At 64.6% G+C, this 20,838-nt stretch carries 19 protein-coding genes and 1 pseudogene; 7 read left to right on the plus strand and 13 right to left on the minus strand.

Going from position 1 to position 20,838, the window contains the following annotated elements; all coding sequences use genetic code 11:
• Together ACFU8W_RS31365 and ACFU8W_RS31370 are read right to left on the minus strand one after the other, a co-directional pair.
• Nucleotides 1–247: hypothetical protein (locus tag ACFU8W_RS31365; protein WP_384044215.1), on the minus strand; the 247-nt coding region annotated here is incomplete at its 3' end.
• 135 nt (nucleotides 248–382) lie between these two features.
• Nucleotides 383–982 (minus strand): hypothetical protein, encoded by a 600-nt coding sequence (locus tag ACFU8W_RS31370; protein ID WP_384044295.1) that lies wholly within the window; start codon nucleotides 980–982, stop codon nucleotides 383–385.
• A 356-nt stretch (nucleotides 983–1,338) separates the two neighbouring features.
• Between ACFU8W_RS31370 and ACFU8W_RS31375 the strand changes: the two genes are divergently transcribed.
• Together ACFU8W_RS31375 and ACFU8W_RS31380 are read left to right on the plus strand one after the other, a co-directional pair.
• A complete protein-coding gene (locus tag ACFU8W_RS31375) occupies nucleotides 1,339–2,019 on the plus strand; it encodes a hypothetical protein (RefSeq protein ID WP_384044219.1) in 681 nt (226 codons plus the stop codon).
• Nucleotides 2,020–2,291: 272 nt separating this feature from the next.
• Nucleotides 2,292–2,993 carry a hypothetical protein gene (locus ACFU8W_RS31380; RefSeq protein WP_384044222.1) on the plus strand — a complete coding sequence of 234 codons (702 nt, stop codon included), beginning with the start codon at nucleotides 2,292–2,294 and terminating at the stop codon, nucleotides 2,991–2,993.
• 320 nt (nucleotides 2,994–3,313) lie between these two features.
• Here ACFU8W_RS31380 and ACFU8W_RS31385 read toward each other — a convergent pair.
• The 5 genes and pseudogenes from ACFU8W_RS31385 to ACFU8W_RS31405 form a co-directional block, all read right to left on the minus strand.
• A pseudogene (locus ACFU8W_RS31385) lies at nucleotides 3,314–4,141 on the minus strand (helix-turn-helix domain-containing protein); the annotation flags it as partial.
• 192 nt (nucleotides 4,142–4,333) lie between these two features.
• Entirely contained in the window at nucleotides 4,334–5,899 is a 1,566-nt protein-coding gene (locus ACFU8W_RS31390) for a hypothetical protein (protein WP_384044225.1), read from the minus strand.
• 267 nt (nucleotides 5,900–6,166) lie between these two features.
• Entirely contained in the window at nucleotides 6,167–6,652 is a 486-nt protein-coding gene (locus ACFU8W_RS31395) for a transposase (protein ID WP_384044227.1), read from the minus strand.
• Between the two features lie 112 nt (nucleotides 6,653–6,764).
• Entirely contained in the window at nucleotides 6,765–7,772 is a 1,008-nt protein-coding gene (locus tag ACFU8W_RS31400; protein ID WP_384044230.1) for a hypothetical protein, read from the minus strand.
• A gap of 249 nt (nucleotides 7,773–8,021) precedes the next feature.
• The gene (locus ACFU8W_RS31405; RefSeq protein ID WP_384044233.1) at nucleotides 8,022–8,150 is read right to left on the minus strand and encodes a hypothetical protein; all 129 of its coding nucleotides are present in this window, start codon (nucleotides 8,148–8,150) and stop codon (nucleotides 8,022–8,024) included.
• Nucleotides 8,151–8,334: 184 nt separating this feature from the next.
• Here ACFU8W_RS31405 and ACFU8W_RS31410 point away from each other — a divergent pair, with 184 nt between their 5' ends.
• From ACFU8W_RS31410 to ACFU8W_RS31420, 3 genes are all read left to right on the plus strand, one after another.
• Nucleotides 8,335–8,652 carry a hypothetical protein gene (locus tag ACFU8W_RS31410; RefSeq protein ID WP_384044236.1) on the plus strand — a complete coding sequence of 106 codons (318 nt, stop codon included), beginning with the start codon at nucleotides 8,335–8,337 and terminating at the stop codon, nucleotides 8,650–8,652.
• Nucleotides 8,653–8,883: 231 nt separating this feature from the next.
• Nucleotides 8,884–10,839, plus strand: a complete 1,956-nt coding sequence (locus tag ACFU8W_RS31415) for an ATP-dependent endonuclease (RefSeq protein WP_384044239.1) — start codon at nucleotides 8,884–8,886, stop codon at nucleotides 10,837–10,839.
• Nucleotides 10,836–12,494: a UvrD-helicase domain-containing protein gene (locus tag ACFU8W_RS31420; RefSeq protein WP_384044242.1), complete on the plus strand. Its 1,659-nt coding sequence runs from the start codon at nucleotides 10,836–10,838 to the stop codon at nucleotides 12,492–12,494. Before ACFU8W_RS31415 ends, ACFU8W_RS31420 begins: the two co-directional genes overlap by 4 nt.
• A gap of 197 nt (nucleotides 12,495–12,691) precedes the next feature.
• On the opposite strand, the gene ACFU8W_RS31425 is transcribed toward ACFU8W_RS31420, so the two are convergent.
• From ACFU8W_RS31425 to ACFU8W_RS31435, 3 genes are all read right to left on the minus strand, one after another.
• Complete coding sequence (locus ACFU8W_RS31425) at nucleotides 12,692–13,399, minus strand: HNH endonuclease (RefSeq protein WP_384044245.1); 708 nt, start codon at nucleotides 13,397–13,399, stop codon at nucleotides 12,692–12,694.
• A gap of 254 nt (nucleotides 13,400–13,653) precedes the next feature.
• On the minus strand, nucleotides 13,654–13,785 hold the full coding sequence (locus ACFU8W_RS31430) for a hypothetical protein (RefSeq protein WP_384044247.1): 132 nt from the start codon (nucleotides 13,783–13,785) through the stop codon (nucleotides 13,654–13,656).
• A gap of 32 nt (nucleotides 13,786–13,817) precedes the next feature.
• Nucleotides 13,818–13,934 carry a flagellar FlbD family protein gene (locus tag ACFU8W_RS31435; protein ID WP_384044250.1) on the minus strand — a complete coding sequence of 39 codons (117 nt, stop codon included), beginning with the start codon at nucleotides 13,932–13,934 and terminating at the stop codon, nucleotides 13,818–13,820.
• A 255-nt stretch (nucleotides 13,935–14,189) separates the two neighbouring features.
• On the opposite strand from ACFU8W_RS31435, the gene ACFU8W_RS31440 reads away from it, so the two are divergent.
• Nucleotides 14,190–16,136 (plus strand): PQQ-binding-like beta-propeller repeat protein, encoded by a 1,947-nt coding sequence (locus tag ACFU8W_RS31440; RefSeq protein ID WP_384044253.1) that lies wholly within the window; start codon nucleotides 14,190–14,192, stop codon nucleotides 16,134–16,136.
• Nucleotides 16,137–16,505: 369 nt separating this feature from the next.
• Here the strand turns inward: ACFU8W_RS31440 and ACFU8W_RS31445 are convergent, their stop codons facing one another.
• Both ACFU8W_RS31445 and ACFU8W_RS31450 read right to left on the minus strand, forming a co-directional pair.
• Nucleotides 16,506–16,811: a hypothetical protein gene (locus ACFU8W_RS31445; RefSeq protein WP_384044256.1), complete on the minus strand. Its 306-nt coding sequence runs from the start codon at nucleotides 16,809–16,811 to the stop codon at nucleotides 16,506–16,508.
• 819 nt (nucleotides 16,812–17,630) lie between these two features.
• The gene (locus ACFU8W_RS31450) at nucleotides 17,631–18,299 is read right to left on the minus strand and encodes a hypothetical protein (protein ID WP_384044259.1); all 669 of its coding nucleotides are present in this window, start codon (nucleotides 18,297–18,299) and stop codon (nucleotides 17,631–17,633) included.
• A 505-nt stretch (nucleotides 18,300–18,804) separates the two neighbouring features.
• On the opposite strand from ACFU8W_RS31450, the gene ACFU8W_RS31455 reads away from it, so the two are divergent.
• Nucleotides 18,805–19,260 carry a hypothetical protein gene (locus ACFU8W_RS31455; protein WP_384044262.1) on the plus strand — a complete coding sequence of 152 codons (456 nt, stop codon included), beginning with the start codon at nucleotides 18,805–18,807 and terminating at the stop codon, nucleotides 19,258–19,260.
• Nucleotides 19,261–19,328: 68 nt separating this feature from the next.
• Here ACFU8W_RS31455 and ACFU8W_RS31460 read toward each other — a convergent pair whose 3' ends face one another.
• A complete protein-coding gene (locus ACFU8W_RS31460; RefSeq protein ID WP_384044264.1) occupies nucleotides 19,329–20,540 on the minus strand; it encodes a hypothetical protein in 1,212 nt (403 codons plus the stop codon).
• Between the last annotated feature and the right edge of the window lie 298 nt (nucleotides 20,541–20,838).

Consider the following 20,838-nt stretch of genomic DNA (forward strand, 5'->3'; position numbering starts at 1 on the left):
CAGTGAACTGGAAGATCACGTTTCGTAGCGCGCCGGAGTCGTCGTCTGCCAAGTAGTTGATGGTGACCGTGCTGCCCGGCGTCGCCTGCGCACCAGAGACCGAGAACGACTTCAGCGTCGGCGTTGTCGTATCTGCTGTCGTTGCAGCTGTGGCTGCGTCCAGGTGGCTGGCTAGCAGGAGCGGTATGAGACTGATGACGAGTAGGACACGCCAGGTCAGTGCAGGGCCTGACCGAGTAAGCGGCATGAGTACCCCCGTTGGATAAGCCAGCTTGAAGCTAGCCGAGTTGTGTGCAGGATGTGAGTGTCATGCAAGGATGTTCGGGAATGCTAGCGCCCAGTACTGACACGGCGGGTAGCGGCTGACGGTATGGGCGAAGCGTCAGACGATCCGACTTCCCGGGCGTCTGAACTCGTGCGGGCTGGGCAGGGGGATGCTCTTCCTGGATGAAGTGAACTGGTCGAGCGCCTCCGGAGAGCAGCCGTGCACTCCGAGCTCGCCCGCTGAACTCGTGACGCAGGCACGGGTGTTGACAGTGACGCTCAGGGTTGGGGAGCTGTTCAAGAACGAGTGCGGCACGTTCAGGCCTGTCGCAGCATCGGGCAGGGCATCGACACCGCCACGATGGAGGGTCGCGCGACATTCGGGATGCTGTCCGTGCTTGCCGAGCTCCAGCGCAAGCTGATCGTGGCCGAACACCAACGCGAGGCTCGCCTCCGCTCGCGCCCGGGGTCGGGTCGGCGGGCGCCGGCCGAAGCTCACCGTGGACCAGGCCGCGCTCGCCCAGCGGCTATACGGCGAGCGGGAGAAGACAGTCCAGCAGATCGCCGACATGTTCGGCATGCCCTTGCCAATGGTGTACGGAAACCTTGACAAGGCCAAGAGCAGCGGGTGGTAGCCGAAGCCGCGCTTGTAGGTGGCGGCGGCCTGTTCCTTCTCGGAGTGGCATGCGACGAGGGTCGCGTCGATGTCCAGGACCAAGCCTGGTAGTTCACACCCTCCGGCGTGGAATGGGGGGATGGGATGTCCGGTCTCCGCGGCCCCGTTCGCCGTCGGGCGAGGCCACAGGCATGCGGCGCCTAACAAACAAAACGCGACGTGCACAGGCATTTGTCGGTGGATCGGGTTCCTCGAAGACGTCGTCGACGGCTCGTCGGAAATCGTTATCTTCACAGCTTGCGCACTACATCAACACTAAACCATCATGCTCCGAGGGTGCGAGGCCGTGGCGGATCTCGTGGCTGGTGGCGGGCCCCTGGTCGCTCGCGGGATGCATTCCAAAAGCGTGCCGGGACCGGCTCCAACTCGATCCGCCTGCAACCTCTTGAAGGGGAACTATGTTGCACCGCAAGACCGCCGTCGCCGCCCTCGGTGCCCTGCTCATGGCCGCCACGCTGACTGCCTGCGGCGGCTCCGGCTCCGCCTCGGCTGACCCGGGAACGGCCACCGCGACCGAGGTTCCTGCCCCCTCTTCGTCGGCCCCTACGCCGACGCCCCAGGCGCAACTGCTCAGCAAGAAAAAGCTGGCTGCGGCGCTGTTGCCCCTGTCGGCGATGCCCGCGGGCTGGTCAGTCGACACGAGTGGCAGCGACAGCGGAGACAAGACGTTCTGCGACTACAAGCAGCCGCACGCCGCAAAGATCAAACTGTCGCGCAGCTTCCAGAAAGGCGGGGGCCTGTCCGCGTCGGTCGCGTCCGTCGGCCTCCGGCAGTACGCGAGCGCGAAGGACGCCGGCGAGGCATTCGACGCCCTCGAGCACGCGCTGCAGACCTGCCATAATGAGACGTACCAGGGCTCGAGGCTCACGTACACCGCGATGAGTGTGGACAAGGTCGGCGACCGTGCCCTGGGCGTGCGGATCGAGGGCGGCGGGGCGACCGTGCTGCAGCAGTTCACGCTCGACGGCCCGGTGCTTGCCAACGTCGGCACCGGCGGCATGGCCAACGTCGACGCGAACGAGACTGCCCAGCTTCTGCGCAAGCAGGTTGACCGATACGAAGCCGCGGCCCGCGGCTGACCACCCGCGCTTGCGGCGTGAGACGCACCTGAACCGTGTAGAGACTAAGCGCTCTCCGCTTCCTGCTGGCGGACTCCGAGATCAGTTGGTCGAACCACAGCACATTCGCTTTCGGCGGCAAATGCCAAAGCCCTGACCGGGCGGCATCTTTACTGTGCATCAGGGCGAGGGGGGACGCCCAAAGACGCCGCCTGCGCGAAGCCGACAGTAGAAACGGCCATCTCCCGCCGCCCATGCTCACTCAGCAAACCCTTCCGACAACCGAGGAACGCATGAACTTCCGAACCGCAGCGATCGTGGCTACCGCAGTAGGCACTCTGGCCCTGGCTGGCTGCTCCAGCAGTGCCGATCCCGACGTGGTAGAGCAGGCCACGGGCGGCGCCGGTAAGGCCGCAAGCTCGCCTTCCGCCGAGCTGGCCCCCCAGCTCGTCGCCAGCGGCTTTGGCCAGCAAGACGAGTACGTGTGGGTTACTTCCCTTGTCCGCAACACCTCCCCGCATGTCGGGCAGACCGTCACTGTGCAGTTCAACATCCTCGACGCGCACAACAAGATCATCGCCAGTGAGAGTCAGGTGGAGAGCTTCAGCCAGCCCGGCCAGCTGCTCGTCCTCGGGACCCAGGCCGACATCAAGTCCAACGAGAAGGCCGCGAAGGTCAAAGCCACACTCCTTGTCGAAGACGCAGGAGCCTTCTCCAGCAAGCCGTTCCCCAAGATCCCGACCAGCCCCGTCCACATCAGCAAGGGCGAGTACGGCGACACGACGGGCACGTTCGAGATCAGCAACCCGACCACGGCGCCGCTGAAAGACGCCCGCGTCGGCGTCATCTGCTACGACGCGAAGCACAACGTCATCGGCGGCTCCTCGGAGTACCCCGACCTCGTTCCCCCCTCCGGGAAGATCCGCGTCGAGTCCGCGCTAAATACTCTCGGCACTCCCGCCAAGTGTGACGCCTACGCGGGACCCGGCCTCTAATCATGTGACCTACCCAACCTGAAGGCCGGGGGCGTCTCTCTGGACTCCCTGCTCGTACGGTGCCGCGAGTTCGGCCTCCACAGCGATGCGGTCAGCAACCGTGCCTGGAAGCGACTCAAGGCCCTACGAGCACAACGCTCGCCGCAGCGTAGTATGGCCGAGCCTCGTTCGAACTCCTTCGGACCGGCATCATCACCTGAGTCATGATGCTGAACGCCCGATGCTCACCCAGGTGAACACCCATGCCAGCGATCACAGCGACTTCCCGCTCGGTACCACCCTCGCCGAAATGGCCAACAACGCCTGCGACGTCATCTAACCCGGCTGCGGTCAGCACCTTCGAACGCCAGGATGATGTAGATCGGGGCGCCGTCGGGGCGGGCGGCGCGGATCGATTTCAGCGCGGCCAGGGTGTTGGCGGTGCCTTTGCGGCGGCGGTTGATGCCCCACAGGGTGTCGTCGCCGACGGAGTAGCAGCCGTGGAAGTAGGTGACGCCGTGGGTGCGGCGGTAGGTCGCCGGGAGCCGGTCAGGCTTGCCCTGCTTCGCCCAGCAGGAGCCCGCGGTCGGCCGGATCCCCAGCGGCCCGAACTCGTCAAAGGCAAACACCCGGTCGGGGAAGCGCCCCAGCACCTGCTCGATCCGGTCGAGCTTGGCGTCGCGGTCGGGATCTGGGAACTCCTTCCAGGTCTTGGTGCGCTGGAAGGTGATGCCGCGGCGCGACAGCAGGCAGCGTAAAGCTTCCCGGCCGATGCGAATGACACGCCCGTGCACACGGCGCAGGTAGGCGGCGAGTTTGCGGATGGACCAGCGGGTGAAGGGCTGACCGAGCTTGGTCGGGCGGGTGGTGGCCGTCTGGACGACAAAGTCCTCGTCGTCAGGACTGAGCAGGCGGGGACGGCCTCCCGCCCACCGAGGGTTCAGACAGGCTAGGCCGATCTCGTTGAACCGGTGGATCACGTCCCGGACCGTGTCCTCGTCGGCCTGCACCAGCTGCGCGATCACCGGGACCCGGTTCCCGCCGGCCGATGCCAGCAACATCATTGCCCGCCGGTAGCGCACCGAGTTGGTACTTCCCCGGCGCACGATCTGCTGCAGCTTCTGCCCTTCGTGATCGGTCAGTCTGCGCACCCGCACAGGCTCGGCCACTACACCTCCAGCGATCGGAACCGACGTCACCACCCATCCAATCGCCCTAACCACCAACCCGGCGAACCTTCCCGGTCACAGCACTAGCAGGGCATCGGGGCGACGTCTGGACGGCCCACGCCGCCGTCGACGGCGGACGAGCGGACACAGTTCATCCGACACAGTCCACGGCCGCGACTGTTAGAGCCCCGGTTAGTCCCATTCCCATCTGCAGTGAATGTCGCCCCAGCCCGACGGGTGGCCCTGGACTGTCTCGACCGCGTCGCCCCGAAAGATGAGGAGGGCCGGCCCCAGCGGGACCTCGGGAAAGATGGATTTCTTCGGTAGCCGCTTCACCACTTCGACTTCACGGGTTTCATAGACGTTGACCTTGAATCCGCACGGCTCGTCTTGGTGGTAGAGAACCGACCCTTTCCCGGAGAACCATGTGACGACGCTGGTTGTGGCGAGGTTGCATACCACGGGAACGTAAATGACGGCATTCCGCGCGTCGCACTCGCTCTCTTGAACGTCTCGTATCACGAGCCCGCGCGGGAGTACGTGAGAGCCCGGAGCTGCGGCTGCTGCGAGCCACATCATCGATTTCCTAGATTCTTCGATGGCCATGTCGCTCACAGTCACGCGGACATCCTGCCAGCCGGTCAGCGTGCGGGCACCAAGAAGCGCACTAGCAAAATTTGCACAGTCCCCGATGCCCGAAAAGTTTGGTGTATCCAGAGTCAATCCTTCGCCATCGAAGGTGAATGTCGAATCCGGATAACAGGAGTTGAGAAAATGCAACAGGGCGGGGTGTTCTTCAAGGGGGGAGTCGCTCTTAGGGTCAACGAGGGTTCGCATCTCATGTACGTATTGCCCGTTCCGCTTGATGCGGTGAGAAACTGTTAGCGCGAACCCTGCTGCGTGGACATACCCATAGTGATGGTCATTCGCTGTGCGTAGGACTGAGAGACTGGCCGATCCCCTGGGGCCGTTTACTTTGGCAACAGTGGGATCATCCATCACGAACCCGCGAAGGACATAGGGCTGCGGCAATCTGGCAATCCCTCGCATGAGTCCGCCTTTGAGGGCCAGATCCCTGATTCTTTTGCCGCGAAATCGCGGCGCGCCAAACGTTGCGAGGAACAGGGCGTCCCTCTCGCTCTCTGTCCCTTGCTCAAAGAATGAATAAAGGTCGAGGGATGTAACAAGCGTGACCTCGTTTTGGCCGTCGCGTTGGATCTGGATCCGCACGTTTCCCGCGATCGGCTCAGCCAACCTCTCTGCAGCTTGGACTCGGGACTGTTCGACGTACCCTGGAGCGGATACACGACGCACGGTCTCGGTGATTTCGGATGCAGGCAGGAGATCCTTCGGGGTGAAGTGCTTCGACTGCTTGGTCGACGAAAGAAACTCAGACAGGGAAACAATAAAGTCGGGGTCAAGGAAGCGAAAGTAAACTTCTGCAGATCTCACCTGGTCGAGCTTCACCAAAGCCAGGCCCACGGGGAAGTCTGCGGCCAGTAGACACTCGGCGTCCGATCGGGTCAGTTTGATCCGGCCATCGACCCTGTCAGTTGAACGCACGCTAAAACCCAGAATTGTCCCCGAGATCTGACCCGTTTGCGAGAAGCTTGCCGTCAGGTCCAGTTGGCACAGGAAGTCAAACCCGAAGTCGTTCTCTACCCTGTTCGGGATCAGAAAGTTCTCGTGGCAAAAAATACGAAATCGATCCTCGCCGATGGATCCGATCCTCTGACTGCTATTGCGCTTCTTCGGCACAGTCGCCCCCCAATTCGTTCTTGAGAACTCGGCTGATCCGCTCTGCGGTCGCCGTTGACCATCCGAGTATGCGCTTCACGCCACGGCGAGCAGACGACAAACCGGACAGCACGACCGAGACAACCACCGTCCCTTGCGGTGGCAGCACTGCAGCAACGGTGCTGGCCACGAGCAGGGCCACGGTCAACACGCTCGCCACGATGGCGTGGCACATGGGTGGGGACGGAGAGGTAGGCAGAATGCTCGTCGCAGGGGCGCAGGATGGCATCACGGACGAATACGGGCATCACAGCCCGTTGCCCCACCTCGCCACAGTCGTAGTCGGTGCTGCCCAGCGATGGACTGGGGCTTTGGATGCGGTCCTGTTGCAGCTTCTCTTGGTTCACGCTGCCGGGCCTTCTTCAGGGCAGTGAGGACGTCCAGGCCCAGGTGCATCCCGGCGGCGTCGTGGTGGGCGCGCACGGTGGTGGAATCGACGCTGACCAGGGACAGGTCAGCCCCCCGCTTCGCCGCTTCCGCGATCAAGCCTTCCAGCAGGGCCTCGAACACGCCCGCGTCCCTCCACTGCCGGAAGCGGTTGTGAACGGTCGACCAGGCACCGAACTCTCGCGGAACTTGCCGCCACTGCGCACCGGTGCTGAACCGCCAGATCACGCCTTCAAACTGCTGCCACAGGCGCACTGGATACGGGCCGTACTCGCCGATCGGTAGATACGACTCGGTGAACTCCCCTGCTTGGCCCTTAAGTTGCACTCTCGTCACGCGAACAGGTCTACGGGACCAGCCTCCCTCACGAGACACATCCACCAGATTGATCACGACCCTACGCACCGAAGCCGACCTCAGCCGTGACGACCGCGGCCGGTCAGTCTTCTGTGCCGTCGGCAGTGTCGACCCACATCACGATCTCGCCCGGGTTGTACTCCGCTGCGGCGTTCAACGCCTCAACCGGGACAGCGTGCAACGCCGACAAGAACTCAGCCGGCAACAGGTGCCCCGCCGGGTTCGTCACCAACGCATGCGGAGGGAAACTGCCATGAGGACCGTAGTCCAGAAGATGCGCCCGGTCATCGACCAACGGCCGGCCCGCCAAACCCTCTACCAGCTGGTGCTGATGCCTGACCAGCAAGACCGCATCCACGTTCGGAAACTCGACCGCGCCACCATCAGCGCGATGGAACGAGTTCGGGGTAAACAACCCCGAAGCCGGAGATGTCAGCGCCGTCAGAGGCTCGTTGACGAAGTCGTCCCACACGATGACCAGAACCGACCAGAAGTTCAGGTCAGTTGCGCGAAAGCCGGCGAACTTCTTGTCCGCACTGACCAGGAAGCTCTTCACCTGGTTGTCGCGAGGAAGCGTCACGGCCTCGCCGAGACATTTCGGAGACACCCCGGTGCGCGCGTTCAGCTGCCAACTGTTCGACGACCGATGCTTCACGTGTGTACTCAGGTCAGCGGCCTTGACCTCGACACCGAGTGCGCCGACACCATCGAGCTTGATAACGACCTCGGGGTTTGCCTTCGACCCGCCAGCAACCGGCTCCATCTCGAACTTCACCGGAGCCGGCCACTCGTAGGCAGCCAGGTGCGCCACGACCAGCACTTCGGCGTACCAAGACAGGATCTGCTGGTAGTGACCCCGGTCCCGGTCGACCCCGCCGAACGACTCCAGTCGCTTGAGCTGCTCAGCAGCAAAGCCCGGCATCACGGCGTCGCCGGTCGCCAGCGCCATCACCGTCGGTGCTCCCACCGTCCCGAAACCGGGCGTCTTCGGGTTGAAGTTGTAGTCCAACCAGTGCCATTCCGTGCGAATCGGCCCGTTCTGGATGGCGTCCATCAACTCCGCGGCGTGCTTGGCAATCGTGTTCGACATCCGAAGGGCCCTTCTCTTGTTGAACCAGCGCGGTTCATCGTCGTTCAATGCTGCCAGCCAGCGTCGGCCCATAGGCGACCAGCTGAAGCCTGGCGCAGCGTCTCCACCCGGTACGGCAAGACCCCACAGAGCTACCTCGCCAGCCTCCACCTGCGCGCCTCGATGATCTGAATCAAAGACCACACCTGGGCGCCCTGTTGATCGGGACCCGATACGCCCCCTAGTAGCAGCACACAGCGGCCGGGTCGATCATCGGGCGTACCCCATGCACGCTGCGCGCAGCGCGTCGAGGACGGCGCGCACGGACTGGTTGTCGCCGACGATCCGCACTTTGGCGATGCCAAGCAGCGGAGCCGGATGCTCACGGCGGCCGAGCATCACTCACCCCCTCCGCAGTCTGGGTGGTCAGCCGCGCCGACGCGGCCGAGCGGCCGCGAGGAGTCCTCCGCGTGTTCCCCTCGTCCCAGGTATCCGGGGACCATGCGCCCATGAGAAATGTGTGCAGAGTGGAAGCGGTTGCTGCTGTGGTGGCCGCAGTAGTGGTGCGGGCGGGAAGCCTGCGGTGAGCGCGCCCGGGCCGTCTGCGACGCCGACCGTGGAGCCGCGGGATGCGTTCGAGGAGTACCAGCGGGAGACCGTGTCCGGCTGCGGGGACGACTGCCAGGAGTTCATGGAGCGGAAGCTGGACGCTGCGGTGAAGGTGCGGGAGGCGATGGAGGAGAAGGACCCGTCGCTGTACGCCGTGCCGATCGGATACGTGGCGCAGGCAGAGCGACAGGCTAACCACTACGGCCGGGACACGATCGGGGTGAACATGTTGCCGGTGTCGATGCCGTTGCAGCGGACGGTGGCCTGGTTCCGGGAGCACCCGGAGGGCTGAGGACGCGCGGCCGGCCACCACTCACCGCCTCCGCCGATACGGGTGGTCAGCCGCGCCAGCGCTCTATGGGCGTAGTGGTCTGGGTATGAGCGTGAGCCACCTTCGGATTCGGACATGGCCGGCCCGACCGCATGCTGGCTGTCCGAGGTCGTCGGGCATCTGGCGGACGCTGAGTGAGGTCGCATATACCCTATGGCTGGGGAGTTACAGCGAGTTGGGGGAGCGGATCTGGTGAAGATTAAGACGTTGCGGCTGAGTAACTTTCAGTCCTTTGGTTCGAAACCGACAGCAATCGATCTCGATGATCTGACGTATGTCCTCGGCCCGAACGGCTCAGGCAAGACCACCGTCCTTGAAGCGCTGTCGCGGCTGTTCAGCCCGCTGGAAGCTCAGCGCAAGATCCGCCTTGAGGACTTCCACGTACGCGTCGACCAATCCGCAGGCGAGTTGCAAGACGGTGAGCCGACGTTGTGGCTGGAGGTGGATGTCGAGTTCCCGGAAGCAGGAGCCGTCGGGCAGCATGCGTCGGTTCCACCCAATTTCTCGCATATGGCGCTCGACACCGCCAACGAGGTTCCGCGGACCCGTGTCCGGTTGACAGCGTCGCTGGCCCCGGACGGTGTCATCGAAGAGAAGATCGAGTACGTACTGGAGGCGGATGAGGCGGGTGAGCCGACTCGCCGTGTCGATATGTCGCGGTATGACCGTGGGCACATCGAGGTGCACTATCTTCCGGCTCGTCGGGACCCTGCAGATCATGTCTCCTACACAACGGCGTCGCTCATCGGACGCACCCTGCGAGCCGCTGACTGGACGACGGAACGCAAGACGCTGAGCGACCTCACTACTCAGATCACCGCATCGCTCGCCGCGAACACCACGGTAGCGAGCATTGGCGTTCGGCTGACCGACGAGTGGCACCGGCTGCACCACGGCGCGTACTTCAAGGATCCGTCGATCGCCTTCGGGCGGGGCGAACTGAAGGGCGTATTACGCCTGCTCACCGTGACCTTCTCACCCACGCACGACGGGTCACCACTGCCTTACGAGCGGCTGAGTGACGGACAGAAGTCCTTGCTTTACATCTCGCTCGTGCTTGCCTGGCAGTCCCTCGCTCGGCGAGTCCTCAACGGCGAGGAGACCTCCGTCGACGCCGATCGCCTGCGCCCGCCCGTGCACACCGTCATCGCACTTGAGGAGCCGGAGAACAGCCTCGCGCCGCAGTACCTCGGTCGAATCATCCGCCAACTACGCGGTGCGTGCGCGCACGGTGACGTGCAGTCCCTCATCGCCACGCATGCGCCCACCCTCCTGCGCCGCGTCGATCCCCGCACAATCTGCTTCCTGAGGTTGAACACTGCCCGGGAGACGACTGTCCACCGCATCGTCCTGCCCGAGGGGGAGGAGTCGGCCGCCAAGTACGTACGGGAGGCGGTGCAGGCCTACCCCGAGCTGTATTTTTCTCGGCTCGTCGTGCTCGGTGAGGGCGACAGCGAACAGGTGGTCCTGCCACGTGTCCTGGCGGCCGTCGGTCTCACCGAGGACGACGCATCCGTTTCGGTGGTCCCCCTGGGCGGTCGGCACGTCAATCACTTCTGGCGTCTCCTCAACGAGCTGCAGATCCCGCACGCGACACTGCTCGACCTCGACGCCGGCCGCTACCACGGCGGCTGGGGACGGGTACGCAACGCGCTGAAGCAGATCAACGCAGTCCGCCCGAACACCTACACGGAAGAGCAAATCAGCAAAGTCCCCAAGTGGAATGATGACTGCGACTTCCCAATTCTTGTGGACCCAATTTTCAAGGACGGGCACGGCCCTGTTGAGGCGCTGGAAGAGCAAGGGGTCTTCTTCTCCCACCCGGTCGACCTTGACCTGATGTTGCTGGCGGCCTACCCCGACGCCTACGGTGTCAGTCCTACCGAGCCGGGCGAGTCGGCCGAGCCAGACGAGGGCACCATCGTGGCTGTGCTTGGTAAGAGTCACGCGAACGAACACCGTCTCCCCGAGGATGTCCGCGCCCTCTTCGAGGAGTACCACAACAAGTTCGATCTCGGAAGCAAGCCCGCTGCGCACCTGGCCGCTCTCGCTGATCTGAATGACCAGCAGCTGCTGGAGAATCTCCCCGGCGTGCTCGCTCGACTGGTCGAGCACGTGCGCACGAACCTAGCGGAGCTGCCGGAATGATCCGCCCCGATCAGTGGCAGCCCGTCGACCGCCTCGTCCTCGAACCAAACGCGATGTCGGCCGTCACAATGGCGGACAGGAACGTGGTCGTCTCCGCTGGACCGGGGGCCGGGAAGACTGAGCTGCTCGCCCAACGGGCGGACTTCCTACTGCGCACCGGACAGTGCCCCTACCCGCGCAGGATCCTGGCGGTTTCGTTCAAGGTCGACGCCGCCCGCAACCTTCGAGAGCGAGTTCGCCGTCGCTCTGGCTCGCGGCTCGCTGCCAGGTTCGACAGCTTCACCTTCCACGCCTTCGCCAAGCGCGTGATCGACAATTTCCGGCCCGCACTGACCGGATACAACGCCCTCAATCCGGACTACCGGATCGATCCCACCACCCGGATCGAGGGCGAGCAGATCACCTTCGCCGACCTCGTGCCCCTCGCGTTGGAGATCGTCGAGGCCAACGCCTACGCCCGAGGAGGCATCCGCCAGACATACAGCCACGTCTTCCTCGACGAGTTCCAAGACTGCACCAGGCAGCAGTACCAGCTAATCAAGGCGGCATTCGGCCGCACAGCGGCCGTCCTGACTGCCGTCGGCGACACCAAGCAGCGAATCATGACCTGGGCCGGCGCACTGGACGGCGTACTGCATACCTTCGCCGACGACTTCTCGGCCCAACCGCTGCCTCTGTACCAGAACTTCCGCTCCGCACCCCGACTGCGACGGATGCAAAACCGAATGATCGCTCGGATGGACCCCGGAGCGGTCAGCCCCGACGAGGACCTGACCGGAGAAGATGGCGTCATCGAGGTGCTCGACTTCGACACCGAACACGACGAGGCACAAGCCGTCACGGAACTCATCGACGGCTGGCTCCGCGAGGGGACGGCACCAAGCGAGATCGCCATCCTCGTGCGCCAGCAGCCGCACCTGGTCGCGGCGGCCCTCGGTCGCGAACTCGCAGACCGCAGCATTCCCTTCCGCAACGAACAAGAGAGCCAGGACCTCACCGCGGAACCAGTAGCTGCGCTCGTATTAAATTTCATCCGCGTGATCGCCGACGACAGGCAACCCGACGCGTACACCGAACTCATGAGGATCGCCAACGGATCGAACGCACCCGAGGACGAGGCATCACGCCTAGACGGCCAGTTGAAGCGGGTGGTCGCCCAGACCCGAGTGATCGTACGCGGCCCTACGTTCAGGACGGGCGAGTCCGCTGCATGGAGGACCCTCGTCCACGAGTTCCTGCAACTGGTGTCACAACCGACGCTGACCACGTTGTCACCCGGGTACCAGCAGGGCACTCGGCTCAACGACCTAATCGACCAGACGCTTGATGCTTTCGACCGGGAGCTCGCCGTTGACGGGGACGCTGTCCAAGCACTCCGACGCCTTTCGGAGGTGGATGCTATCCGGCTCTTGACCATCCACAAATGCAAAGGCCTGGAGTTCGAGAAGGTCGTGGTCCTCGGGGTCGAAGAGCAGCTCTTCTGGGGCAGTCCCACCGCGGCGATGTCCGAGTTCTTCGTGGCGATATCCCGCGCGAAGCAACATCTAGTGTTGACTCACGCCAAGCACCGCGATCGACCAGAAGGAGCCACCAAGAGATGGGACGAGTGGCGTACGCCGCACCAAAACTTCTTGGACTTCGCCCACGAAGACTAGAGCCTGCCCTCGGACCTCTTGAGAGATCGTAATGCCGTGATCGAATCCTGGGCGGTCGATGGCAGTGGCGATCTGTCGGCCTGAGCACTTGCCGCGTGGAAGGACACGGACACGCCGAGCCAACCAGCCAGCAGGTTGACGGTACGTGACACCTTCTTTGGTCAGGCCGGGGCTTTAACGATCCGCCTCGTGGATTCTCATTTCCGTAGATGGTCGGGCCTCGAATCGGGCCAGCCGTCAGCCTTGCCCTTCTCTATCCGAGACGCATACCAGTGACGACACATGTCCGCGGTCCAGAAAGAACTTGGGTACTCGAACGGCATGTTCCACAGGAACCAGCTTGCGCGCTCCTCGCCCTCAATCTCGGCCAGCACTTCATCGATGCAGCCGAGGATGGCCAGCGTTTGCTCGTGCGCCTGTAGGTACAGCTCCCGCAGACCTGCGTCCTTGATGTCGAGCGACCAACCACCCTCGCGGGGCGTTCCCTTGCCCCGCCAGGACCCCTTAAGCCATCGACCAGTCCACCATTCGACGGGTGTCTTGTCGTTCTTGCTGTTGTTGCAGGCGTGACAGGCTGGCACCAGGTTGGATAGCTCATCGGCCCCGCCCCTTGCCAGCGGTATCACATGATCCATCGTCTGTGACGTACGACCGCAGTACACGCAACATCCGTCGTTGGCCGTAAGGACCGTCAAGGACTCGAAAATCCGCCAACGGCGCCTCTTCCTGTCCACGCTCCCCCTCATTAGATGATCGCGTAGGCGACGATAGCGGGCATGACTGACAGCCCGAGCACGAAGTGATACGGCTTGGTCAAGCAGGTACCTTCTATAGAAAGGCCCCCCGTCGGCATGCGGGGTCTTCGAACTTGATGGGGATGTGGCGGTGACCGACCATCGGGCCATCACCAAAAGCAGGCCACCGACGGCCCGTCCGAGGTACGGCTGCGCGCCTCCCAGGCCGCGCTGCGGACTTGGCGATCATGCCGATGTCCTCGAGGACGCTGCCGATCAGGCCGGCGGCGAGGCCGCCACCGAAGACGAGGATCAGCAGTGCTGGGTGGCTGAACAGGCTGGCCGGGTTTCTGCCCTCCAGAAGCTGCGCCAGTAGGACGTAGCTTCAGGCGGCGAGCAGGCCGATGAGCATAGACGGGTCCACTTCAGTCCTTGTGCCTGGCAGTGCCGGCCGCGAGGCCGGTGCGGTCGAGAGCGCCAGTTGGCTCGGTAGGTACGCCGTGCCGGGTGCGGGCCGCGTCAGCAAGTGCGGTGACGGCTGCGCGGTAAGCGGTCACGGCTCCAACCACCTCATCGACGGTCTCTCGGGTCACGAACCTTTCCCGTCGATGAGGGTGACGACGGTGTCGGGGGTGGCTTCGACGCTCTCGATGAGGTCAGCGTTGACGTGGAGGTGGCTGCCGTTGAAGCGCGTAAGGCGAATCATCCTGCACCTCCCTCCGTTTCCATTCGAACTCCGAGGTCAGTCGCGGAGGTTCAGCCACTGGCCGGTGTGACTTTTCCGGCTAAATGGACGGTGCGGAGCGAGCAGGCAATACGCCAGGCGGATCCGTCCGCGGCTTCAACCGCTCCCTTGCTCACCGGTGCCTGACGGGGTCCGGGGCCCTGGGTAGGATTTCGATCAACGGTGCTGTCCGTCGTGATGCGGGGCTCGCCGGGAACGACCGTGGAGTGAGACGAAATGACCGGACTAATAATCGCAGGCCGCTACGAGCTGCATAGCCTGCTAGGCCGAGGCGGCATGGGTGAGGTGTGGGCGGCGTATGACACCCTGATCCAGCGGAGAGTAGCAATCAAACTGCTGCCCCACCCCATAGATGGCGACGAGGGAATGGACCTATTCCTTCGCGAAGCCCGCACTGCTGGTGGTCTAAATCACCCAGGGGTCGTCACCGTTTTCGATCTCGGTCAAGAAGTCGACGGCACCCTCTACTTGGTGATGGAACTGGTGCCGGGGCGCGATCTGGCAGCAGTCCTCCGTAACAGCGGGCGCCTTTCTCTCGCCGACGTGATCGGCTGGACTGCACAGGCCGCCGATGCGCTCGCCGTCGCGCACGCGGCCGGGATTCTGCACCGGGATCTCAAACCGGCCAATCTCATGCTCACCCGAACGGGCATCGTCAAGATCCTCGATTTCGGCATAGCCCGGTACGCATCCACTGCCACGCAAGCCAGCCGCATCATCGGGACTGTTTCCTACATGCCGCCCGAGCGTCTCATCGGAAAGGCTGGCGACGGCCGCAGCGACCTGTACTCACTCGGCTGCATGCTCCACGAGCTCCTGACTGGTACTTCCCCGTTCGGTGACGTCGACACGGCTGCGATGATGTTCGCCCATCTCCACCGTGCGCCCGAACCGCCGAGCACCAGCCGTGCCGACATTCCGATCGCACTGGATCAACTGGTCCTCGACCTCCTCGCCAAAGAACCAGAACAACGACCCGCCACGGCCAACCAGGTAAGCATTCGGCTCCGCGCACTGCTGAACACACCCGACACACCGCGCACTCCCCAGACGCCGACCGACGGCCCAACGTCGTTGATCCCGGCACCACCGGCACGGCCCGCCACAGCCCCAACGCTGCGTGTGCCTGCGACAACAAGACGCCTCACGCACCCCCCGGCCACACCCTGGATCCACGACACCGGATCCAGCAGCCTGTCTTCTCCCGTGGTGGCCAACGACACCCTGTACGTCAGTGATCAGGCGGGCAACTATGCCCTTGACGCCGCCACCGGAGCTCGCAAATGGCACAATTTCGCCAATGGCGGCAGCGACAACCTCCCGACCCCGACCGAGAGCATCATCTACATCGGAGGTAACCGCGGTCTCGCCTACGCCCTGGACGCGACCACGGGTACCGAACGCTGGGTCTACAGGACCCGCGACGACCGGTTCACAACACCGACCATCGCAGCAGGTACCGTCTACTTGGGCAGTGACGAGCGGAAGGTCTACGCCCTGGATCCCGCAACAGGTGCTGAACGTTGGATCCAACCGGTCGCCGAAGCAGTGAGCGCTCAACCCACGGTCGCCGACGGCACGGTCTACGTCAGCACCATGTACGGGCGGCTGTATGCGCTTGACGCGAGAACTGGGCAGGTGCGGTGGACGTACGTTGCGCGCGGGACGCTTGGGTCTTCCCCGGTGATTTTCGGCCACACCGTCTATCTTGCTTGCACCGAAGGCATTGTCTACTCGTTGGACATGACCAGCGGAACTGAGCGCTGGACCTACGACGTCGGCGCCTCCGACGGCTTCGATGCCTCGCCATTCGTTGATGCCCACTCGGTCTACCTCAGCAGTCAGAGAAGTACGGTCTTCGCCCTCGAAGCCGTCAATGGGACAGAGCGATGGACTCGAATCACCAGAGAACCAGCTGAAGACGGCGAAGACGACGACCAATGCACACCCACAGTTGTCAATGACACGCTGTACACGTGCATCGGCGACGGCATCGTACTGGCGATCGACGCCCGGACCGGTACTCAGCGCTGGAACCGATGGATCGGCAATGGGGGCGCCGTCGGGTCACCGACGGTCGCCGGAAGTCTCGTCTACGTGTGCGGGGCAGAGGGCCGGGTGTATGCGTTGGATGCCGACACCGGCCTCGAACCTTCCCACTGAGCCTTTCTCGGTAACCGGTCGCCACTCTCGGTGATCGCTGGGCGGCTCCGTCTTCTTGGGCCCCTGAGGCGAGTGGGTGGGCCGCGCCGCCCGCCTGTCCTTCCCGGCCAGCCTTTCCGTCAAGGCGGCCGGGCACTGGAACCGGGACCTAAGACACGCCCCAAACTTCGGAGCCGGGAACGAATACGCAGCCTCGGCACGCGTGCCAGCGCAGCAGGCTGAGGAGCCGCCCGCCCACGGAGGCTAACCTCGCCTCCTGGCCATCGCGACGCTGCAGGCCCTGCGCCGCTACGGCGGCGGCGCGCCTGCGGATGACCCGAGAGACCGGCGATGAGGTGGTGGGAGCCGTGACTGCCTACCGCGCGGCCGTCACCGCGCTTGTCGGCACCGCCCGTGGAGGGTCCGGTAGGCGAGGGGTTCGCTGGTGAACTCGTTGAGGAAGACGATCGGGCTGGAGCCGTCTGATTCGACCAGTCGGCGCCGGATCTTGTAGTCGCAGTCCGCCCACAAGCGGTTCCGCACGCCGTTGGGGTGATCCGGATCCTCGTAACTTACCCGCTTCTGGTCTGCTTCCAGGATGTGCAAGGGACGTTCGGGCGTGTAGGTGGTGCGTTCGGCGATCTCCGCGCGGGCGTTGTCGACGTAGTCCCGTGGACGACAACCTCGACCTGACATGCGGGACAGCCCTTAGTTCGGCACGGAGCGGCTTCGCCGCACGCCTATCAGCGCGGGGTCCGTCGTCGGCTCCATGCCATCTCCGCCGGGCTCACGTCGTGGGAGGCGAGGTCGGGCCTTCCCCGCGAGCGGCCTGGGGGCACGGGGACCTGTCCGCCGGCGGCCGCGGCACCGGGGCGGAATTTAGCGCTAACGGCGACCTCGGTGCGGGGGCGAGCTCGTCCACGATCGCCCAGGCGTACCCGCAGGTCGGGAAGGTGATGTACGGGGCGCAGGGATGGCCGCTCTCGGCGGTCCAGACTTCCGCATCCCCGTGCACGCCGCACATCAACCGCAGTTCCCTGTACTCGCTGATCCTCGGTGGGTGGCTGCCGGCTCCGAGGCCGAGGGCGGCTCGAACCGTGAACATGTGTGGACCGGGGCGGCGCTGCTGGCGTCCGCGGAGATGACCGAGCTGCCCGAGTTTGGCCACGACGTCTACACTTCGCAGACGCTGTACCGGTGCGGGTGCCGTTGCCCGCGCTGCACCGCGGCGCACGCCGACGCGTCGCGCGAGTGGCGGCGTGAGCTGGCCGACTCGGCGTTCCCCGCGCGCGACCGGACGGCCCTGCTGCAGGCCGCGGCTGCCGAGGTGGGCGTCACCGTGGGCCAGGTGCACGGGAGGGCTTGCCTTGACCCGCAGTTCCGGCAGCCCTGGACAAGGCGTGCGAGGCGCTGTGCGTGGCCCCGACGGACCCGGCGTGCGGTACGCCGAACACCTACCGCAACTTCCTGTGCTGGGGAACCGCGTACCGCCTGGCGCACCCCGACGACCCGCCGCTAGTCCCAGTCGTCGGAACCGACCGCGTCGTCGGCGAACTCACGGATGGCTCGGTCCACGTCCTGCTGGAGGGCCTTGTCGAGCCGCTTGTACCGACGCTCGAACTGCCCCTCGGTCAGGGAGCCGATATCCGTGGTCAACTCGACTACCAGCTGCTCCTGCTCATCCCAGCTCAGCTGCGTCATGCTGAGTAGTTCGACAGCGCGCTTGGGCAGGTTCGCGAGGATCTCCCGGCCGCGCTCGACCAGGTGCGGGTACGCAACCGCGTCCTCTTCGCCGTCGCGGAGCTCGCGCAGGTCGGTGATGGTGATGGGCTCGTAGCCCTGGAACCCCGTGCCTTCGATCGCTGCGGCAGCGAGCGGATCCCTGGTGATGCCCAGCACGTTGCCGGTCTCGACGAGGGTGATGGCGTAGGACTCGCCGTCGTACCAGACCTGGACGGCCGCCTCAACGTCGCCGGTGCTTTCGATGCGCTCGAACTCGTCGGGGAGGCTGCTGGCCGACTTGGGCCACACGTCGAGGCCGTTGGAGACCAGGCGGCGGACGGCTTCGGCGCGGTTCACGTCGCGCTCGGTGGCCCAGTCATCGACGGCGTGAACGAGGTGGCCCAGCCGGACGTGGACAGGGTTGCCGATCTCAGGGCGGCCAGCGCCGGTGGGGTCTTCCATGATTCCCCCTCCGGGAATTGACGATATCGCCAATGTAGCAGCGCGCCGCTCCCCCGCGCAGCGGACCACGCCGAGCGCGCTCGGACGCCCGTCGGCTCGACGCGGATCACGCCCGCTGGCCGATGGCTGGCGGATGGGCCGCGTTCAGCGTCGGCGGCATGAGAGCGACACAAACGCCACAACTCATCTGCCCGACAGGACAGCCCCCTAGCGGCACTCAGGCTCCCGATGGTCGATTTCGCTCGCAAGAACACCCAAGAGGTCCTGATTGCAATCAACTTACCTCGATGTCAGTCGTATTAGAAGCAAAAGGGAAATCGATCCAGGGAACCGACGCCGATGGCACCAGAATGGATCGCTACCGTTGTACTGCCAACGGGCGCAGCCCATCGATAGGGGCTTGCCAACGGTGGGCATGCCCCTTAATCGTCGCCGCGCCCCCGCGCCGACTTCGGCGCGGACTCGGCCATCGCCTGCGGCCCTCGGGTACGCGAAAGGTCTGCCCATGTACACCGGACCCGACCGATCCGATCGCGCCTATACGTTCTCCGAACTTCCTTGCCCAGGACTGCACCCCGAGCTCGACCGGTGCCTCGCGGGTGTCCAGGAGCGGGGATTGTCCGTAGCGGTGACCGGCGCATACTTTGCCGAGATCAAGAAGCTTCTCAGGTTTCTCGCGGCGCTCGATGAACCCCCCAGCAAGCTCTCCTCACTGCAGGGCTGGCACCTCAAGCAGTACCGGGCCGAAAGTGCCGGCACCCGAAAATCAGAGGAAGCCCGTGCCCGCGGCCTGGCACGGCTGCTGCGGCTGCTGCGGCTGCTGCGGCTGCGGCTGCGGCTGCGGCTGCGGCTGCTGCGATACTCCCCCGCCGACAGCCTGTCCCCCGACGTTTTGGGGATGCTCGTCACGCCGCCCTCCCCTCGTGGGCCAGCCGCCGCCATCCTCGGAGCCCACGCGTGACTCAGAGTCCTGATGGTCCCAGCACGGCGCGCTTGACATGAGAGTTGCTGGGCCAGTTGAAACTCAACTCACCCGAGCATGGCAGCGACAGCGGACGGAAGGATGTCACGCAGATCGGTGATCTGTACGTGCTTTGCGTGGGTGGCCGTGAACTCGGCGATCGCCATATGCGGCGAGCCGAACGCAGCCTCAAAGGTTCGCAACGCCCCCGGCGAGCGGTCCAGCGCCCACGCAGCCGTTGAAGTGGACGTCCGCAGGAACCTTCCCGGCTCTGGGCCTATCACGAACAGGGCAGCGGAGCGGTCTGAGCGGTCGGCGGCGAGCAACACCAGATCCTTGAACGTCTGGCGCTTCCGCATAGCGTCCGACCCGCGCCATCTTGCGAGCTTGAACTCTGCGACTCGTTGGTCGGTTTCGAGGTCGTACGGCCGGCTCGGGTCATTGCCAGCGCCAAGTGACGGCCGATTGGTGATTGTCTCGCCATCTTCGAGGACATGTGGAAGGGCCAGCATGATGCCGGCAGCGTGGATCAGGTCGTTGATCCGGCCGAGGCTTTCGCGGACGGTCAGCGCCGCGATGAGGAGTTCGGCGCTGACCCGCGCTTCGGCTGCCGCTTGTATCACCTGTGCTGTGTCAGCACCTTTCAGGCGGCGTTCGAGAGAAGCAAGCGCGTCGGTCAATGACGTGTGGTGCAGGAAGGCTGCGAGGCTCTCGGCCGCGGCTCCCAATCCTGTGGGTACGCCGGAGCTCAGCTCTGTATTGTCCACCGCAGCATCCTGCCAGCTCGTCCTTGCCACGGGCGCCGTCCGGGGGCCCTTCAGCTTCTCTTCTCGGTCCTGGGGCTGACTCATGAGGATCTTGACACGCTCCCAGCCGTCGGCGGCGGGCGTGAACAGACCGTGCTTGAACATGACGCCCAGGGCGAGCCTCAACTGCTTCAGATTCCCCTGAGCAGTGACAAGCTTCACGGGCTCTTGCGACTCCGGCCACGTCTGGGCAACCGGGTCATCCGGCGCCCAACGCAAGGCGAGCGCCGGGTCGAGCTGCAGCAGCACCCAGTCCTTCGACGCCGTCTGCCAGGGCTCGGGGACAGCGTCGAAATCAAAGTCCGTCTGCTGCCCCTGCTTCGTCGTCCAGCTCCGGTGGCCGCCCGTTCCCCAACGGTTCGTCCCGAAGCGAATCGGCTCTTCGATGTCGAAGCCGTTGGGGATGAGCGTGCGAACATCCGTCTCCGAGTCGATGACGACGCTAGGCGCCTCCGCCGGCGCGCCGTACTCCAACTCCTGACCTCCCACGACCTGGCGGTGTCAGGCGACGACGACACCCGGACCTTCCGCGTCCAGATCGGTCCCCTCCTCACCGTCGTGTTCGCCGCAGCGGCGAGCGGCCGTACCCAGCGGGGATCCGGGTTACTGACCACAAGCGACCAACTACCCTGAGTCCGCTCAAGCGTGCCGCTAGCCACTGGCACCCAGCCCTGGATTGCGAGAAGAGGGAGGCACGCTGGGGCCAGCGGCCGGCTGAGGCCAGAACCCAGGCAGCAGCCAAATGAGCACGTCCTAGCGTCGTGGGGCGTGG

The organism is Streptomyces sp. NPDC057565, assembly GCF_042801455.1.
GTDB lineage: Bacteria > Actinomycetota > Actinomycetes > Streptomycetales > Streptomycetaceae > Streptomyces > Streptomyces yanii.

Excerpts from the sequence above, each read along its gene's own strand:
- ACFU8W_RS31375 (WP_384044219.1), top strand. The coding sequence starts at position 1,339 with ATGTTGCACCGCAAGACCGCCGTCGCCGCCCTCGGTGCCCTGCTCATG.
- ACFU8W_RS31380 (WP_384044222.1), top strand. The coding sequence starts at position 2,292 with ATGAACTTCCGAACCGCAGCGATCGTGGCTACCGCAGTAGGCACTCTG.
- ACFU8W_RS31400 (WP_384044230.1), bottom strand. The coding sequence starts at position 7,772 with ATGTCGAACACGATTGCCAAGCACGCCGCGGAGTTGATGGACGCCATC.
- ACFU8W_RS31405 (WP_384044233.1), bottom strand. The coding sequence starts at position 8,150 with ATGCTCGGCCGCCGTGAGCATCCGGCTCCGCTGCTTGGCATCGCCAAA.
- ACFU8W_RS31420 (WP_384044242.1), top strand. The coding sequence starts at position 10,836 with ATGATCCGCCCCGATCAGTGGCAGCCCGTCGACCGCCTCGTCCTCGAA.
- ACFU8W_RS31425 (WP_384044245.1), bottom strand. The coding sequence starts at position 13,399 with ATGGCCCGATGGTCGGTCACCGCCACATCCCCATCAAGTTCGAAGACC.
- ACFU8W_RS31435 (WP_384044250.1), bottom strand. The coding sequence starts at position 13,934 with ATGATTCGCCTTACGCGCTTCAACGGCAGCCACCTCCACGTCAACGCT.
- ACFU8W_RS31440 (WP_384044253.1), top strand. The coding sequence starts at position 14,190 with ATGACCGGACTAATAATCGCAGGCCGCTACGAGCTGCATAGCCTGCTA.
- ACFU8W_RS31445 (WP_384044256.1), bottom strand. The coding sequence starts at position 16,811 with ATGTCAGGTCGAGGTTGTCGTCCACGGGACTACGTCGACAACGCCCGC.
- ACFU8W_RS31450 (WP_384044259.1), bottom strand. The coding sequence starts at position 18,299 with ATGGAAGACCCCACCGGCGCTGGCCGCCCTGAGATCGGCAACCCTGTC.
- ACFU8W_RS31455 (WP_384044262.1), top strand. The coding sequence starts at position 18,805 with ATGTACACCGGACCCGACCGATCCGATCGCGCCTATACGTTCTCCGAA.